This window comes from Microbacterium maritypicum (genome assembly GCF_041529975.1).
GTDB lineage: Bacteria > Actinomycetota > Actinomycetes > Actinomycetales > Microbacteriaceae > Microbacterium.
On the sequence record NZ_CP168030.1, the window covers coordinates 1,737,532 to 1,752,973 of the forward strand.

13 protein-coding genes, 1 tRNA gene and 1 rRNA gene are annotated in these 15,442 nt (G+C 65.6%); 9 read left to right on the top strand and 6 right to left on the bottom strand.

Going from position 1 to position 15,442, the window contains the following annotated elements:
• The first annotated feature begins 22 nt into the window (after nucleotides 1–22).
• Nucleotides 23–673 carry a MarR family winged helix-turn-helix transcriptional regulator gene (locus tag ACCO44_RS08585; protein WP_372469253.1) on the top strand — a complete coding sequence of 217 codons (651 nt, stop codon included), beginning with the start codon at nucleotides 23–25 and terminating at the stop codon, nucleotides 671–673.
• Nucleotides 674–698: 25 nt separating this feature from the next.
• Here ACCO44_RS08585 and ACCO44_RS08590 read toward each other — a convergent pair whose 3' ends face one another.
• Together ACCO44_RS08590 and ACCO44_RS08595 are read right to left on the bottom strand one after the other, a co-directional pair.
• Nucleotides 699–1,046 carry an Lsr2 family protein gene (locus ACCO44_RS08590; RefSeq protein WP_029262722.1) on the bottom strand — a complete coding sequence of 116 codons (348 nt, stop codon included), beginning with the start codon at nucleotides 1,044–1,046 and terminating at the stop codon, nucleotides 699–701.
• Nucleotides 1,047–1,124: 78 nt separating this feature from the next.
• Nucleotides 1,125–1,982 (bottom strand): LuxR C-terminal-related transcriptional regulator, encoded by an 858-nt coding sequence (locus ACCO44_RS08595; RefSeq protein ID WP_372469254.1) that lies wholly within the window; start codon nucleotides 1,980–1,982, stop codon nucleotides 1,125–1,127.
• Between the two features lie 107 nt (nucleotides 1,983–2,089).
• On the opposite strand from ACCO44_RS08595, the gene ACCO44_RS08600 reads away from it, so the two are divergent.
• Complete coding sequence (locus ACCO44_RS08600) at nucleotides 2,090–2,437, top strand: DUF485 domain-containing protein (RefSeq protein ID WP_029262720.1); 348 nt, start codon at nucleotides 2,090–2,092, stop codon at nucleotides 2,435–2,437.
• Nucleotides 2,434–4,071 (top strand): cation acetate symporter, encoded by a 1,638-nt coding sequence (locus ACCO44_RS08605; RefSeq protein WP_372469255.1) that lies wholly within the window; start codon nucleotides 2,434–2,436, stop codon nucleotides 4,069–4,071. Before ACCO44_RS08600 ends, ACCO44_RS08605 begins: the two co-directional genes overlap by 4 nt.
• A gap of 81 nt (nucleotides 4,072–4,152) precedes the next feature.
• On the opposite strand, the gene ACCO44_RS08610 is transcribed toward ACCO44_RS08605, so the two are convergent.
• Nucleotides 4,153–4,665, bottom strand: coding sequence for a methylated-DNA--[protein]-cysteine S-methyltransferase (locus ACCO44_RS08610; protein ID WP_105711310.1), 513 nt, complete (start codon nucleotides 4,663–4,665; stop codon nucleotides 4,153–4,155).
• Between the two features lie 229 nt (nucleotides 4,666–4,894).
• Between ACCO44_RS08610 and ACCO44_RS08615 the strand changes: the two genes are divergently transcribed.
• Nucleotides 4,895–8,563, top strand: a complete 3,669-nt coding sequence (locus ACCO44_RS08615) for an AAA family ATPase (protein ID WP_372469388.1) — start codon at nucleotides 4,895–4,897, stop codon at nucleotides 8,561–8,563.
• A 284-nt stretch (nucleotides 8,564–8,847) separates the two neighbouring features.
• Here ACCO44_RS08615 and mscL read toward each other — a convergent pair whose 3' ends face one another.
• From mscL to ACCO44_RS08630, 3 genes are read right to left on the bottom strand one after another with little or no spacing between them, the layout of a single operon-like run.
• Nucleotides 8,848–9,270, bottom strand: a complete 423-nt coding sequence (gene mscL, locus ACCO44_RS08620) for a large conductance mechanosensitive channel protein MscL (RefSeq protein WP_029262715.1) — start codon at nucleotides 9,268–9,270, stop codon at nucleotides 8,848–8,850.
• Between the two features lie 24 nt (nucleotides 9,271–9,294).
• Entirely contained in the window at nucleotides 9,295–9,567 is a 273-nt protein-coding gene (locus tag ACCO44_RS08625) for an FmdB family zinc ribbon protein (RefSeq protein WP_029262714.1), read from the bottom strand.
• Nucleotides 9,568–9,582: 15 nt separating this feature from the next.
• Nucleotides 9,583–10,179 (bottom strand): 5-formyltetrahydrofolate cyclo-ligase, encoded by a 597-nt coding sequence (locus ACCO44_RS08630; RefSeq protein WP_029262713.1) that lies wholly within the window; start codon nucleotides 10,177–10,179, stop codon nucleotides 9,583–9,585.
• 41 nt (nucleotides 10,180–10,220) lie between these two features.
• On the opposite strand from ACCO44_RS08630, the gene galU reads away from it, so the two are divergent.
• The 5 genes from galU (at nucleotide 10,221) to ACCO44_RS08655 (ending at nucleotide 15,085) form a co-directional block, all read left to right on the top strand.
• Nucleotides 10,221–11,108, top strand: coding sequence for a UTP--glucose-1-phosphate uridylyltransferase GalU (gene galU / locus ACCO44_RS08635; RefSeq protein ID WP_029262712.1), 888 nt, complete (start codon nucleotides 10,221–10,223; stop codon nucleotides 11,106–11,108).
• Between the two features lie 43 nt (nucleotides 11,109–11,151).
• Nucleotides 11,152–11,763: a GNAT family N-acetyltransferase gene (locus tag ACCO44_RS08640; protein ID WP_036303703.1), complete on the top strand. Its 612-nt coding sequence runs from the start codon at nucleotides 11,152–11,154 to the stop codon at nucleotides 11,761–11,763.
• 91 nt (nucleotides 11,764–11,854) lie between these two features.
• Nucleotides 11,855–12,700: a hypothetical protein gene (locus tag ACCO44_RS08645; protein WP_105711307.1), complete on the top strand. Its 846-nt coding sequence runs from the start codon at nucleotides 11,855–11,857 to the stop codon at nucleotides 12,698–12,700.
• 52 nt (nucleotides 12,701–12,752) lie between these two features.
• Nucleotides 12,753–12,825 (top strand) — tRNA-Ala (locus ACCO44_RS08650).
• A gap of 736 nt (nucleotides 12,826–13,561) precedes the next feature.
• Nucleotides 13,562–15,085 (top strand): 16S ribosomal RNA (locus tag ACCO44_RS08655).
• Nucleotides 15,086–15,442: the final 357 nt, after the last annotated feature.

A 15,442-nucleotide genomic window follows, 5' to 3' on the forward strand; every position in this document is an offset into this window, starting at 1 on the left:
TGTGGGTGTGTAACATGATCGCATGGACACGGAGCCCGGCACCACCCCGCACGCGGGGTCGCCGGCGATGAATCCGCCCGTCGACGGCGATACGAGCTCTGCTGACCGCACGCCGGATGGGTTGAGCCACGCAGCGATCTACGACGTCGATGCCAGTGATCCGCGAAGCACACTGGTCGACCGAACCGGCGTGCCGCCAGAGGAACTGCGGCAGATCGCCCGCCTCATGGAGTCGCTCGCGGGGCTTCGAGAAGCGGAACAGACCCTCTCTCAGGCGTCACGCCGGTACATGCGGCTGAATGAGACAGATATGCGTGCGCTGCACTATCTGATCGTGTGCGCGAACCGGAGCCTGGTGGCGACACCGGGAGGGATAGCTCACCACCTGGATGTCTCGACGGCCGCGACGACCAAGCTCCTCGATCGGCTGGAGAAGGGCGGGCACATCACCCGCTCACCCCACCCGACCGACCGGAGGGCGCTCCGCATCAGCATCACGCCGGAGACGCGGCTCGCGGCGATGGAGACGGTCGGTCGACAGCAGGCGAAGCGCTTCTATGCGGCCGCCCGGCTCTCGCCGGCAGAACGCGATGTCGTGATCCGATTCCTCCAGGACATGACGGAAGAGATCACGCTTCGAGACGAAGCCTGGTTACAGCAGACGTCTGATTGAGAGAACGGCCCACGAGGGGCCGAACTCAGTGCGCTGCCTTGTACGCATCCAGGATCGGGGCGGGGATGCGTCCTCGCTCGGAGAGCGTGTAGCCGTTCTCATTGGCCCATGCCCGGATGGCGGCGACCTCGGGATTGCGTGCCGGTCGCTTGCGAGAAGATGAAGAGGAACGTGCGGTGCTGGAGGACCCGGCGCGACGCCCTGCAGCGATATACGGCTCGAGAGCCTTTCGCAATTCCTCCGCATGCGCGGCATTCAAATCGATCTCGTAGGAGGCGCCGTTGACCGAGAAATGCACGGTCTCGCCTTCTCCGACTTCGAGGACGCTGCCGTCGATGTCGTCGACCAGCTGGTGCACAATTCGTCTAGCCATGCGTGCGACTTTACCTGCAGAAGCGAAATGCGACAACAATTGAATATTGCATGGTCATAATCCGCTTCAGCGCTGGTCTCAGGGAAGAAGCCCCGCGCGGCGCGCTCGAGTGACGGCCGCATGACGGGTGGAAGCGTCGAGTTTCGCCATCGCGGTGCCGAGGTATGCCTTGACCGTGCCCTCGCGCAGCCCGAGTTGCGCGGCGATCTCCGCATTGGTCGATCCCAGCGCCGCGCAGGCGAGGACGTCGGTTTCACGGGGTGAGAGATGGATCGTAGGCACGGGGGCCGTCGTAGCGGGAGTCGAATCCCCGGCGAGTGCCACGAGGCGCCGCTCGACCTCGGCGATCCGTGCCCGTATCGCCGCGTCGTCGACCGACGCCGCGATGCTGCGCAGCTCGGCGAAGCTCTCCCGGAGCGCCTCGCGCTGCGGGGGCGCCACAGCCTCACTTCCCAGCGGGCTCGTGTCCAGCCGTCGCTGTACCTCGTCGCGGATCCGCAATTCGTCGGCGACGGACTGGGCCACCTGCATGGCTGGAGCGGTGGTGACGCCACCGACCTGTTCCTCATCCCACGCGCCGGCGTAGAGCACGCCGCGGGACCGGCCGTGGACGACGATCGGGAGGGCGAGGAGTGTGCGCAAACCTTCACCGAGGACGAAGACGTCGTAGTCGTGGGTGATCTGCTGCGACGAGCCGTAGTCGCTCGTCATCCGTGGGCGCAATTCCATCATCGCGCGCCCGCCGAGACCGCGCTCCGGTCGCACTCGCAACCCGTCCAGGGATCGGGTTCGCGCGCCGACGATACTGGTCACGCTCACGACGCCCTCTTCGATGAGACCGCCGAATGCGACAGGGAATCGCGTTCGCCGCGCGAGCTCGCGCACCGCATGGGCGACGAGCTCCGACTCGGAACCGAGAGGGACTGGGGCGCTCACAATTACCTACTTCCGGGGTGACGACTGTGTTCCCCGTTTCGTAGCGTCGACTTTATCATCCGCACAGTTCCGCTGCGCGGGGACCGGACATGTGGCAAGGAGGCCCCATGAGTGATCAGACGCACGTCGATTCGAACGGTGAGATCGACTACATCGCCGTCGAGCAGTCTCCACGATTCCAGAGGTTGAAACGGACGCAGAGATCGTTCATCTTTCCGCTCGCCGTGTTCTTCCTGTTGTGGTATTTCGCCTATGTGCTTCTTGCGGCATTCGCGCCCGATTTCATGGGACAACGTGTGTGGGGCGATATCACCATCGGGCTCCTCCTCGGTCTCGGACAGTTCGTCACGACGTTTGGCATAACCATGGCGTACGTGTCGTTCGCGAATCGGAAACTCGACCCGTTGGCGACGGAGATCCGTGAAGAACTCGAGAAGGCGCAGGGGCACGCATGAACGCAATCCGCGCGGCGGTCGAGCCGGTCGCTCTCGATATCAACCCCGTCTTCAACATCTCGATCTTCCTGGCTTTCGTCGCGGTGACACTCTTCATCGTCATCCGCGCGAGCCGCAACAACAAGACCGCTGCCGACTACTACGCCGCCGGCCGTTCTTTCACGGGACCGCAGAACGGATTCGCCATCGCAGGCGACTATCTGTCCGCGGCGTCCTTCCTCGGCATCTGCGGCGCCATCGCGATCAACGGCTACGACGGATTCCTCTATTCGATCGGATTCCTGGTCGCCTGGCTCGTCGCACTGCTGCTGGTGGCGGAGCTGATGCGCAACACCGGGAAGTTCACGATGGCGGACGTGCTGTCGTTCCGCTTGAAGCAGCGCCCGGTGCGAATGGCGGCCGCGATCACGACGCTCGCTGTGTGCTTCTTCTATCTGCTGGCGCAGATGGCCGGTGCCGGTGGGTTGGTATCGCTGCTGCTCGGCATCGACGGACGGCTCGGGCAGTCGATCGTGATCGCCGTGGTCGGCTTGCTGATGATCGTCTACGTCCTGATCGGCGGCATGAAGGGCACCACCTGGGTGCAGATCGTCAAGGCCGTCCTCCTGATCGGCGGCGCCGTCGGCATGACGACCTGGGTGCTCGCGATCAACGGCTTCAGCCTGAACACCCTTCTCGAAGCCGCGGTCGCGAATTCCGACAAGGGCGATGCGATCCTGGCTCCGGGACTGCAGTACGGCGCGAACCCGTGGGACTTCCTGTCCCTCGGCATGGCGCTCGTGCTCGGGACCGCCGGCCTGCCGCACGTGCTCATGCGCTTCTACACCGTGCCGACGGCCAAGGAAGCACGCCGCTCGGTCGTCTGGGCGATCTGGCTCATCGGTGGTTTCTACCTGCTGACCCTCGTGCTCGGCTACGGTGCCGGAGCACTGGTCGGTGCGGATGTGATCGCGGCCGCTCCGGGCGGCGTGAACTCGGCGGCGCCGCTGCTCGCGCTCCGGCTCGGCGGTCCGGTGCTGCTGGGCTTCATCTCCGCCGTGGCTTTCGCGACGATCCTCGCGGTGGTCGCTGGCCTGACGATCACGGCTGCGGCGTCGTTCGCGCACGACATCTACGCCAATGTCATCCAGAAGGGGCGCAAGGATGCTGCCGGCGAGCCGGTCGCCGCAGATCCGAACGGCGAGGTGCGCGTCGCTCGTCGCACTGTGGTCGTGATCGGCATCCTGGCGATCCTCGGCGGCATCGGAGCGCAGGGGCAGAACATCGCATTCCTCGTCGCTCTCGCTTTCGCCGTAGCCGCTTCCGCCAATCTGCCGACCATTCTCTATTCGCTCTTCTGGCGGCGGTTCACGACCCGGGGCGCGGTGTGGAGCATGTACTGCGGGCTCGGGTCGGCGATCCTGCTCATCGTGCTGTCGCCGGTGTTCTCGGGAACCCCGACATCGATGATCCCTGGGATCGACATCGCCGTGTGGCCACTGAACAATCCCGGGATCGTCTCGATCCCGCTGGGTTTCCTCCTCGGCTGGCTCGGAACGGTGACGAGCTCCCGCAAGGAGTCTCCGCAGCTCGCCGCCGAGATGGAGGTGCGCTCGCTCACGGGGTTCGGCGCGGAGAAGGCGGTCGAGCACTGACCGCGGCCTCCTGAGGATCGAACCCGGGCAAGACGTGGACCCGGCGGCCTACTCGCCGGGTCCACGTCTGCGTCCGCTCGCTCAACCCGCCTCGAGGTCGAGCAGGTATCTCTTGCGCTCAGGGTGCGCGCCGTACTGGCCCACACTTCCGTCCGACCGGACGACGCGATGCACCGGCACGATGATCGAGAACGGCGTGAGCCGACACGCGGTGCCGACCGCGCGGGCCGCGCCGGGGTGTCCGGCACGGACGGCCACCTCTCCGTAGCTCATCGTCTCGCCCCATTCGATCGTGCAGATCGTCTGCAGGGCGCTCAGGTGGAATCCGTCCACCAGCCGCCAGTCGAGCCGGAGGTGCTGGTCGAAACGCACCGGGTCGCCGTCGAAGTAGTCGGCCAGAAGATGCGCGAGCTCGTCGGCGGCCCCGGGGTCGGGCTCCGGAACGGCGCCCAGCTGTCGTGTGACGCCCTCGAGGAGCCAGGGAACGAGCGGGTCTTCGGATTCGGAGAGGTCGAATCGCACGATGCCCTCGTCCGAGAACACCGCGAGGGCATCACCGAACGGAGTCGGAGCGAAGTCATAGCGGAAGGTCATGCGACCATCCTGACCGGCATCGCCGTCCGGGGAGCACCGGCCTCCCGGGCGGGGTGGAGAACGTGACGGTCATCGCCACAGGGCAGGAGGAGTGCGGATCGGCTCTCGGAGGCGGATATTCGGCGGAAACCCGCCCGGGATACCCCAGCTCGCCCGGTCTCGCGCCTAGGGTGTCATTGTGTGGCGACGTGAAGACAAGACTGCGGAGAACACAGCGGCAGACGCTGCTGTGGCCATCGGCGATCTGCACGAGCCCACGACCGGCGTTGACATCGCCCATGCCGCTGAGGCTGAGCGCACCCGGCTGAGGGCGGAAGCGGCCGACCTCGGCGGCCCCTCTCCGCTGGTGAGCTTCCGCGACGGCCCGGAATCGGGCATCGACATCTCCAAGGCCCACCCCGGCAGCCTGCCGCAGTTCATCACCGGAAAATCGACCCTACTGTCGAACCTCTTCCGCGACGAGGTGGGTCTGCGCACCGCGCGGCTGGCCGCTGAGCGGATCACCGCGAAGAACACCGAACTGCGCACCGTCCGTGGCATCGAGGCCGTGCACCTGGCCGTCGGAGTCGCCCGGTGGCGCATCGGCGGAGCAGGCTTCGCCGCGCCCGTGCTGCTGCGGCCGCTGGCGATCCGGCGGCATCACTCCGACTTCGAACTCAAGCTCCAGGGCGCGTTCGAAGTCAATCCCGAACTCGTCCGCATCGCCCGTGATCATTTCGGGCTGTCGATCGATGCCGCGTCCCTCGCAGCGCTCGCGTACGACGGTGGGATCTTCAAGCCGCAGCCGGTCATCGACAACCTGCGCGTGATGACCCGCTCGATCGACACCTTCTCCGTAGAGCCGCGGCTCGTGGTGTCGACGTTCGCCGACGTCTCCGGAGCGATGTCCCGCGACGCCGGAAGCCTCGATCACGTGCTCCTCAATGCGCTGGGCGGCCATGTGGGCGACCGCGAGCGTGTGACGGCGCCTCGCGCCACGCCGCACCACACCGGACCCGACGATCGGGCTCCCGCATCGGACAATCTTCTTCTCGACGCAGACGCCGAGCAGGAAGCGGTTCTCGCGCGCATCGCCGCCGGGCACTCGCTCACGGTGGCGACGCTCCCCGGCACGGGCGGAACGCAGACGGTGATCAACGCGCTCGGCGAACTCGTCCGCGCCGGCAAGCGCGTGCTCGTGGTCTCGGCGCGTCGTTCGACACTCGACGGCGTTCGTCATCGGCTCGCGGGTATCGGGCTCGACAGCCTCGCGATCTCGCCGGCCAGCGTGCGTCGCGACCTGGTCAGGGCGATCGGCCGCAACGAGAAGGCGACACCACCCAAGGTCAGTGAGGTCGACGACGCGCTGGTGCGCCTCCGGACCGTCCTGCGCGACTACCGCCAGGCTCTCACGGCTCCCATCGCGGGAGTGGATGCCTCGGTGCTCGACGCGACCCGCCAGCTCACCAGGCTCGCGTCGCTGCCGGTGCCGCCGTCCACCACCGCTCGGCTCGGCACCGACGCTCTCCGTCGCCTCGCGGCAGATCGCAGCGAGGCTGCAGAAGCCCTCGCTCAGGCCGCGCGTCTCGGGGAGTTCCGCTTCGGCCCGAATGATTCGCCGTGGTACGGCGTGACCTTCACGAGCACCGAAGCGGCCAGAGCCGCGCACGAGCTCGCCGGTCGACTGCACTCGGACAGCGTCCCCGCTCTTCTCGAGCGCGGCTACGAACTGATCGCCCAGACGCACATGCGACCGTTTGCGACGATCGACGAGCTCGGCGAATATCTGCGTCTGCTGCAGGGCATCCGCGATTCACTCGATCGCTTCAGCCCCACGGTCTTCGAGCGGCCGTTGGGCGAGCTCATCCAGGCGCACGGCTCGCGTCGCGACGCCCCCGGTCTCTCCGGAGCGAACCGGCGGCGGCTGCGGCGTCTGGCGAAGGAGTATGTCCGTCCGGGCGTCCACGTGACCGAGATGCATGAAGCGCTGCTGCGGATCCAGACTCAGCGCACGCAGTGGCAGCGGTACGTCGAGGCGGGGGTCGCCCCGGAGATCCCGCTCGGTCTCGCCGACGTGTACGTGGCCTGGCAGCGGGCCGAGGCGGAGCTCGCCGAACTGGATGCCGCGCTGGGCCGCCGCGAGCCGTTGGCGTCGCTCCCGGTCGCACGACTCGTCCGCACTCTTGCCGGGCTCGCCGCCAAGTCCGACGTGTTCGAGAACCTCGTGGAACGCGCGCAGCTGCGCGATCGCCTCGCGCTCCTCGGGCTCGAGCCGCTGCTCGCGGAACTTTCGGTGCGGCACGTGGCCGAATCGCAGGTGGGGGAGGAGCTCGAGTTCGCCTGGTGGCAGTCGCTCCTCGAGCGCGCGCTGCAGGATAACCGTGCTCTCCTCGGTGCGAACACCGCCGTCGTCGACCGGCTCGAGCGCGACTTCCGGCTGGTGGACGAGGCACACGCCGCGATGGCGGGCCCGCTCCTGGCCTGGCAGCTCGCCAACCAGTGGCGGATCGCGATCGTCGACGAACCGCAGCAGTCGCAGCATCTCCGGCGCGCGCTGACTCAGCCCGCCGCGACCACTGCGCAGGTCGTCAGCGCCGCGCCGACCCTCGTCGACGTGCTCGCGCCCGTCTGGATCTCTTCCCCGTACCTCGTGCCGGAGATCCCGGAATCGGTCGAGTTCGACACCGTCCTTCTCGTCGATGCGGCCGCGATCAATCTGGCTGAGGCTGCACCGGCGATCTGCCGGGCACGCCAGGTCGTCGCGTTCGGCGATCCGGTCACGCAGCGTCCCACACCGTTCCACATCGCCGTGGACCCGGAGGACACCTGGGAGGCGGAGGTGTCGTTCGACGACGTCTCGGTGTTCGAGCGCCTCTCCGAGCTTCTGCCCGTGATGACTCTGACGCGCAGCTACCGTGCCGGTGGCGAGGATCTCGCTGAGCTCATCAACGATGCGTTCTACGGCGGCGAGATCGTCTCCCTGCCGTGGGCGGGCTCCTATCTCGGTCGCGGCAGCCTCACGGTCGACTACGTCGAGGGCGGGACGGGTACCCCTGATCCGGTGTCCGGTGCGGTCGAGAGCCCCGATGCCGAAGTCGCGCGTGTGGTGACCCTCGTGGTCGAGCACGCCGTTCACCGGCCCTCCGAATCCCTCATGGTGGTCACCGCCAGTGCGCGTCACGCCGAGCGCGTGCGTGCCGCTGTCACCTCCGCCTTCGCCGGGCGTTCCGACGTGGCGGACTTCGTCGGCCGTGATACCGCAGAGCCGTTCGCCGTCCTCACCCTCGAGGAATCCGTGGCGGAGAGTCGCGACCGCGTGATCTTCTCGCTCGGGTTCGGACTCACCAAGCACGGCCGTGTCCTGAGCGACTTCGGCGATCTCTCCACACCGGACGGCGAGCGTCTGCTCACGGTCGGGATGACCCGAGCCCGCCGATCGATGGTCCTCGTCTCGTCGATCCGCCCGTCCTCCTTCGACGATGGGCGCCTCGAGCACGGCGCAGCCACGCTCATGTCGATCCTCGGTGGTCTCGCCGCCCGCGGCAGGGATGCGCGGCTCGAGGATCTGGCTGACCCGCTCACTCTCGCCCTGGCCAGGGAACTGCGGCGGCTCGGCGCCTCCGTCGATGTCGACTACCGCGGACTGCTTCCGCTGGTCGCGCAGCACGGCGGCAAGGCGGTCGTGATCGAGCCCGACCCGGAATCGCGCGGTGAGTCCCTGCGCGAGACGCTGCGGCTGCGGCCGCACGTCCTCCGTCGCCTCGGCTGGCACTACGTGCGCGTGCACGCGTTCGATCTCTACAGCGATCCGGCGACCGTCGCGACGCGCATCGCCGCCGTGTTGGGCATCTCCGACACCGTGCCCCGCGCCGAGAACGACACGCAGCCGCTCGATATCGCCGACACCCCGAATGACTGACCAGGTCGACCCCGATGCTCCGCGTCAACGTGTGGTGCGGGTCGCTGGATCGCGTCGTGCCCGACTGACTCCGGTGCCCGGAAGTGACCCGGCCCCGGAGACGGGGACCGATCAGCCGACGCCGCCACGTGCCCGGCCGAAGGGCGCGAAAGGCCCGAACGACGATCAGCTCATCCAGGACGTGCCGCCGCACTACTGATCGTTCTTCACGAGCCCGAGCCGGAAAGAGAGACGCGCGGTCCCTCCGAAGAGGAATCGCGCGTCTCGTGTCTGAGTGGAGGGCGTCAGGCGCCGCGCTGCGCCTTGAGCAGGTCGCGGATCTCCACCAGCAGCTCGGCCTCGCTCGCTGCGGCCGGCTCCTCCTCGGGCTCTTCGGCCGGCGTGCCTTTGCGTGCCTCGACGTGCGCCTTGAAGGTGTTCATCGGGAGTACGAAGACGAAGTAGACGACGGCGGCGACGGCGAGGAAGCTGATGATCGCCGAGATCAGGTCACCGATCGGGAACGTCACCGTCTCGCCGTAGATGTTCGGAACGGGGATCCCGAACTCCCCTGCGGCATCCGCCTTGAGGAAGAGTGAGATGAAGGGGTTGATGATGCTGTTGACCACCGCGGTCACGATCGCGGTGAACGCCGTGCCGATCACGACGGCCACGGCCAGATCGATCACGTTCCCGCGCAGCAGGAAGTCCTTGAAACCTTTGAGCATGGGAACCCCCAGTAGATCAGGGCCTCACGAAGAGGCCGGAGTCGACGCAGCCGCCGGTTTGGCGCTCGTCGTCGATTCCGTCTTCGATGATGCCGAAGCATCCCCGGAACCGCCGGATTTGGCACGCGAGTCCGTGCGATAGAAACCGGACCCGTTGAAGGTGACGCCGATCGAGCCGTACTGCTTCCGCAGCTGGCCGCCGCACTCGGGGCACACCGTCAGGGCGTCATCCGCGAAGCTCTGCACGGCGTCGAACTTGTGTCCGCACGATGTGCAGGCATAGGCGTAGGTGGGCATGGGGGTCCTTGCAGGTCAGCGTCGCCGAGGCGACAGGGTGAGAGTCTGCGACGGCGTCACGATCCCGTTCACGGGCTGATCGTGCACCTCTCGCGGAAGTTCGTCGAGTACCTCGGAATCATAGATGACCGCGTAGACGGGCGGGCACTGCTCCATGGAGCCGATCGTCTTGTCGAAGTAGCCGCGTCCCCAGCCCATCCGCATCCCGGTGCGATCGACGGCGGCGGCAGGGACGATCATCAGGTCCACGTCGTTGACGGCGATCGGACCGAGGACCTCACCGGTGGGCTCCGGCAGGCCGTGGAGTCCTTCGGAAACCTCGTCGTCGTCGGTGGCCACGGCCCAGTCCAGGAGACCGTCGGCGCGGGTGACCGGCAACAGGACGCGGATGCCGCGGCGCACCGCCCTCGTCACGAAGTCACGGGTGCCCGGCTCGGTGGTGGTCGACAGGAAGCACGAGATCGACTGTGCGCCGAGCTCGTCGACCAGGGCGTCGAGGCGCTCGCCGATCGCCGTGGCCGCGGCCTCGCGTTGCGGATCGGAGAGGAGCTGGCGTCTTTCGCGCAGTTCGGCGCGGAGAGCGCGCTTGGCGTGTTCGACGTCATTCGACATGGCTCCGAGTCTACGGCGACGCTCACCGCTAGGCTGGGAGGATGGCTGACCACAAGATCAAAGCCGTCATTCCCGCGGCAGGACTGGGGACTCGATTCCTTCCCGCGACGAAGGCGATGCCGAAAGAGATGCTGCCCGTCGTCGACAAGCCGGCGATCCAGTACGTCGTCGAAGAGGCTGCGGACGCCGGGATCGACGACATCCTCGTCATCATCGGCCGCAACAAGAACGCGATCTCCAACCACTTCGACTCGGTGCCCGAGCTCGAGGTGAGGCTCATGGAGAAGGGCGATACGGGGCGACTCGAGCGAGTGATGAAGTCGAGCGACCTCGCCGACATCCACTTCGTCCGGCAGGGCGAGCCGAAGGGTCTCGGACACGCGGTCCTGCGTGCACGTACCCACGTCGGCGACAGTTCGTTCGCGGTGCTGCTCGGCGACGATCTCATCGACGAGCGCGATCCGCTCCTCACCGACATGATCGCCGAGCACGAGCGCTCCGGCGCCGCGGTGATCGCGCTGATGGAGGTCGACCCGGCCAACATCCACATGTATGGCGCCGCGGCGGTCGAGCCGATCGAGGGCCAAGCTGCCGTCCGGGTCACCGGTCTCGTCGAGAAGCCTGCGCAGGAAGACGCTCCGTCCAACCTCGCCATCATCGGTCGATACGTTCTTCCCGCGTCGGTTTTCGAGATCCTCGAGCGCACCGAGCCGGGCAAGGGCGGCGAGATCCAGCTCACGGATGCGCTGCAGGAACTCGCGACCGATCCCGACGGACCCGGCGTCGTCGGTGTCATCTTCGGAGGACGCCGTTACGATACGGGCGACCGCGTCGACTACATCAAGGCCATCGTTCAGCTCGCCTCGGATCGGGAGGACCTCGGCCCCGAGCTGCGGCCCTGGCTCAAGGAGTTCGCGGAACGCCTCTAGGCGATCCTGCGGAGGTCGGTGCGGCATGGAACTGGCGACGGGAATGCGACACGGACCGATCGAGCTGCGACTCGTGCGGGCGAAGGATGCCCGCCCGCTGCAGCATGAGCTGCTCGCGAACCGATCGTGGCTCCAGCCCTGGGAAGCGACCGTCCCGTACGGCTCCGTCTCGTTCGACATGAGGCTCAGCATCCGTCGTCTGCTTCAGCAGTACCGTGACGGATCGGGCTATCCGTTCGTCATGGAGTACGACGGCGAGGTCGCCGGGCAGCTCAATGTGTGGGGCGTCTCGCGCGGCTCCCTCTGCTCGGCGACCATCGGGTACTGGGTGAGCGAGCGTTTCGCGGGCCGGGGCATCACCCCCACCGCAGTGGCGCTGGCCACCGATGCCTGCTTCACGGAGTACGGGCTGCACCGGATGGAGATCTGCATCCGACCGGAGAACGCTGCGAGCCTTCGAATCGTTCAGAAGCTCGGATTCCGCTACGAGGGTCTGCGCCGCCGCTACATCCATATCGACGGCGACTGGCGTGATCACTACGCGTTCGCGCTGACCCGCGAAGACGTCCCTCAGGGTGTGCTCGCACGCTGGCTCAGCGGTCAGGTGCCGCCTGACGCCGCGACGGTACCGCCGTCCGACCGAATCCCCCTCTGAGCCGGTGCTCGCCGGGCGATCCTGACGGACTCGCCGCGACACGCGCCCTTCTGTACGGCTCTGTCACCGCTGAACCCGTACCGTTGTCGATATGGACGGGCCGGTGCTGAGCGGGGGAGTGATCGTGCTCGTCGCCGTGCTCCTCTGGATGCTCTACCTGCTCCCTTCGTGGAGAGGCCGCTTCCAATACAACGCCGCGGAACGCAACGCCGTTCGACTGAACCAGGCGCTCCGCATCCTCGCCGAGACGAGTGAGACTCCGGCCGAGGTGCACGTCGAGCTGAACGCCCGTACGGCGCTGGCACAGCAGAAGCTCGCCAAGCGGGTGCAGTCGGAACGCGAGGCCGCCGAGCTCGAGTCTCTTCGCGAGGAACTCGCAGCGACCAGGGCCGACCCGGTGATCCGTCGCGCTCGCGCCCGCCGCCGGGTGCGCATGGTCGCAACGATCTCTCTCCTGCTCGGTCTCGCCGTGGTCGCATTCGGCATCTGGCAGCTCGTGGCCGTCGGGACCTCGGTGCTGCTGTGGCTCGGCGGGTCGATGATCCTGCCCGCCGGCATCGCGCTCCAGAGGATGGCGGCGGTCGCGAACCGCGCGGCGCGCGCCACGCATGAGGTGGCGCCACCCGTCAAGGAACGTGTCGCACCCGTGCTGCACGACCAGGGCCCGGCGACGTGGACACCGCGTCCGCTCCCAGAGCCGCTGGCGTCCGTGTCGGGATCGCGTGCGCAGGCTGCGCAGGCCCAGATCGAGGCGCAGGAGCAACGCCGCAAGGCAGCCAGAGTCGCCGCGCTGCGTGAGCGCGCCGAGCAGATGGCGCCGGCAGCACCGGTGCAGCTTCCTGCCGCGTCGTCGCCCTACGCGAAGATGGGCTTCGTCGACGATGCGGAGATCGAGGCGCACGTGCGGGAGTTGCTCTCGCGTCGCGCCGCGGGGTGATCGTGGCAGACGCGAGCAACGCTTTCGTCGTGATAGCGTAGATCTCGTTCACGGGCCTATGGCGCAGTTGGTAGCGCGCCTCGTTCGCATCGAGGAGGTCAGGGGTTCGAATCCCCTTAGGTCCACAGAACACGAAAGCCCCCGGTGAGAACCGGGGGCTTTCTTCTTTCCTCCGGCGCTCTTTGCCTTCCCCCGTCCTCTTCACTTCATGTGCTTGCTCGAGTCGACGGTCGGACCGCGACGGGGGAGAGTGCGCGGCAACGCCGGTCCCTCTCTCTGCCGAATGCACCCGCGCCGTGACGTCGCGCCCGTACGGGCGATCGAGGGTGTGCTCTCGCCGTCCATCGAGGACGGCTCCGTGACGCGGGTTCTCGGGCGACACGCCCGGCGGTCAGCCCTGATTTGCCCGATCCCCGGGATCCGCGTAACTTATTACTTGTTCGCCCCAAACGGTTGAGCGGAGGTCCTCGGACCGGCTCCCGTCAAGCATCGAACACCTCCCGAATCTGAAACACTCACTGAGTGAAGAGGATGAAGGTGCTGGTCCGTTCCCACGGTCAGGCCGAAGAAACTCGGACTTGACAACGGAAACGAGATCGGTAAGATAGAGAAGTTGCCCTGCGGGCCTGGCTGTGATGGCTGGGTCGTGGGAGCATCCGATCCTTGAGAACTCAACAGCGTGCACTTGTCAAATGCCAAATTATCCTCGTCTCCACTTCGGTGGGGGTGAGAATTCCTTTGGATCAAAGACCAACTCCTTCCGGGGGGTTGGCAATGGATGAAGTCAGCAATGAATTTGTCTCTTTGGTCAGCATCAAACTCGCTGCGTCATCGTTTTCCCGGTGTCGTATGCATTTCTTTTTTACGGAGAGTTTGATCCTGGCTCAGGATGAACGCTGGCGGCGTGCTTAACACATGCAAGTCGAACGGTGAACACGGAGCTTGCTCTGTGGGATCAGTGGCGAACGGGTGAGTAACACGTGAGCAACCTGCCCCTGACTCTGGGATAAGCGCTGGAAACGGCGTCTAATACTGGATATGTGACGTGACCGCATGGTCTGCGTCTGGAAAGAATTTCGGTTGGGGATGGGCTCGCGGCCTATCAGCTTGTTGGTGAGGTAATGGCTCACCAAGGCGTCGACGGGTAGCCGGCCTGAGAGGGTGACCGGCCACACTGGGACTGAGACACGGCCCAGACTCCTACGGGAGGCAGCAGTGGGGAATATTGCACAATGGGCGCAAGCCTGATGCAGCAACGCCGCGTGAGGGACGACGGCCTTCGGGTTGTAAACCTCTTTTAGCAGGGAAGAAGCGAAAGTGACGGTACCTGCAGAAAAAGCGCCGGCTAACTACGTGCCAGCAGCCGCGGTAATACGTAGGGCGCAAGCGTTATCCGGAATTATTGGGCGTAAAGAGCTCGTAGGCGGTTTGTCGCGTCTGCTGTGAAATCCGGAGGCTCAACCTCCGGCCTGCAGTGGGTACGGGCAGACTAGAGTGCGGTAGGGGAGATTGGAATTCCTGGTGTAGCGGTGGAATGCGCAGATATCAGGAGGAACACCGATGGCGAAGGCAGATCTCTGGGCCGTAACTGACGCTGAGGAGCGAAAGGGTGGGGAGCAAACAGGCTTAGATACCCTGGTAGTCCACCCCGTAAACGTTGGGAACTAGTTGTGGGGTCCATTCCACGGATTCCGTGACGCAGCTAACGCATTAAGTTCCCCGCCTGGGGAGTACGGCCGCAAGGCTAAAACTCAAAGGAATTGACGGGGACCCGCACAAGCGGCGGAGCATGCGGATTAATTCGATGCAACGCGAAGAACCTTACCAAGGCTTGACATATACGAGAACGGGCCAGAAATGGTCAACTCTTTGGACACTCGTAAACAGGTGGTGCATGGTTGTCGTCAGCTCGTGTCGTGAGATGTTGGGTTAAGTCCCGCAACGAGCGCAACCCTCGTTCTATGTTGCCAGCACGTAATGGTGGGAACTCATGGGATACTGCCGGGGTCAACTCGGAGGAAGGTGGGGATGACGTCAAATCATCATGCCCCTTATGTCTTGGGCTTCACGCATGCTACAATGGCCGGTACAAAGGGCTGCAATACCGCGAGGTGGAGCGAATCCCAAAAAGCCGGTCCCAGTTCGGATTGAGGTCTGCAACTCGACCTCATGAAGTCGGAGTCGCTAGTAATCGCAGATCAGCAACGCTGCGGTGAATACGTTCCCGGGTCTTGTACACACCGCCCGTCAAGTCATGAAAGTCGGTAACACCTGAAGCCGGTGGCCTAACCTTTTTGGAGGGAGCCGTCGAAGGTGGGATCGGTAATTAGGACTAAGTCGTAACAAGGTAGCCGTACCGGAAGGTGCGGCTGGATCACCTCCTTTCTAAGGAGCATCTGACACCTTCGGGTGTCCAGAACCCAGATCGAAGGCATACGTTCTTCGCTGGGAGCTCATGGGTGGAACATTTGACATGGTGTGAAGGATGTTGTTCTTCTCTAGTACGTCGGGTCTTCGGATCTGGTGGGAACGGGGAGGGTGGCGGATGTCGCACCTGCACGCTGTTGGGTCCTGAGGGACCGGATGCGCACTGGCCTTTGGGTCGAGTGCACAGTCGGTTACTCTGGGCCTCTTTCTGTTTCCCCTTTTGTGGGGTTGTGGATAGGGGCACCGCCCGTACTTTGAGAACTACACAGTGGACGCGAGCATCTTGCAGCTGACTTCGGTCAGTTGCACAAGATG

Coding starts and splice junctions, on each gene's coding strand:
- ACCO44_RS08585 (WP_372469253.1), top strand. CDS start 23: ATGGACACGGAGCCCGGCACCACCCCGCACGCGGGGTCGCCGGCGATG.
- ACCO44_RS08590 (WP_029262722.1), bottom strand. CDS start 1,046: ATGGCTAGACGAATTGTGCACCAGCTGGTCGACGACATCGACGGCAGC.
- ACCO44_RS08600 (WP_029262720.1), top strand. CDS start 2,090: ATGAGTGATCAGACGCACGTCGATTCGAACGGTGAGATCGACTACATC.
- ACCO44_RS08605 (WP_372469255.1), top strand. CDS start 2,434: ATGAACGCAATCCGCGCGGCGGTCGAGCCGGTCGCTCTCGATATCAAC.
- ACCO44_RS08610 (WP_105711310.1), bottom strand. CDS start 4,665: ATGACCTTCCGCTATGACTTCGCTCCGACTCCGTTCGGTGATGCCCTC.
- mscL (WP_029262715.1), bottom strand. CDS start 9,270: ATGCTCAAAGGTTTCAAGGACTTCCTGCTGCGCGGGAACGTGATCGAT.
- ACCO44_RS08625 (WP_029262714.1), bottom strand. CDS start 9,567: ATGCCCACCTACGCCTATGCCTGCACATCGTGCGGACACAAGTTCGAC.
- ACCO44_RS08630 (WP_029262713.1), bottom strand. CDS start 10,179: ATGTCGAATGACGTCGAACACGCCAAGCGCGCTCTCCGCGCCGAACTG.
- galU (WP_029262712.1), top strand. CDS start 10,221: ATGGCTGACCACAAGATCAAAGCCGTCATTCCCGCGGCAGGACTGGGG.
- ACCO44_RS08640 (WP_036303703.1), top strand. CDS start 11,152: ATGCGACACGGACCGATCGAGCTGCGACTCGTGCGGGCGAAGGATGCC.
- ACCO44_RS08645 (WP_105711307.1), top strand. CDS start 11,855: ATGGACGGGCCGGTGCTGAGCGGGGGAGTGATCGTGCTCGTCGCCGTG.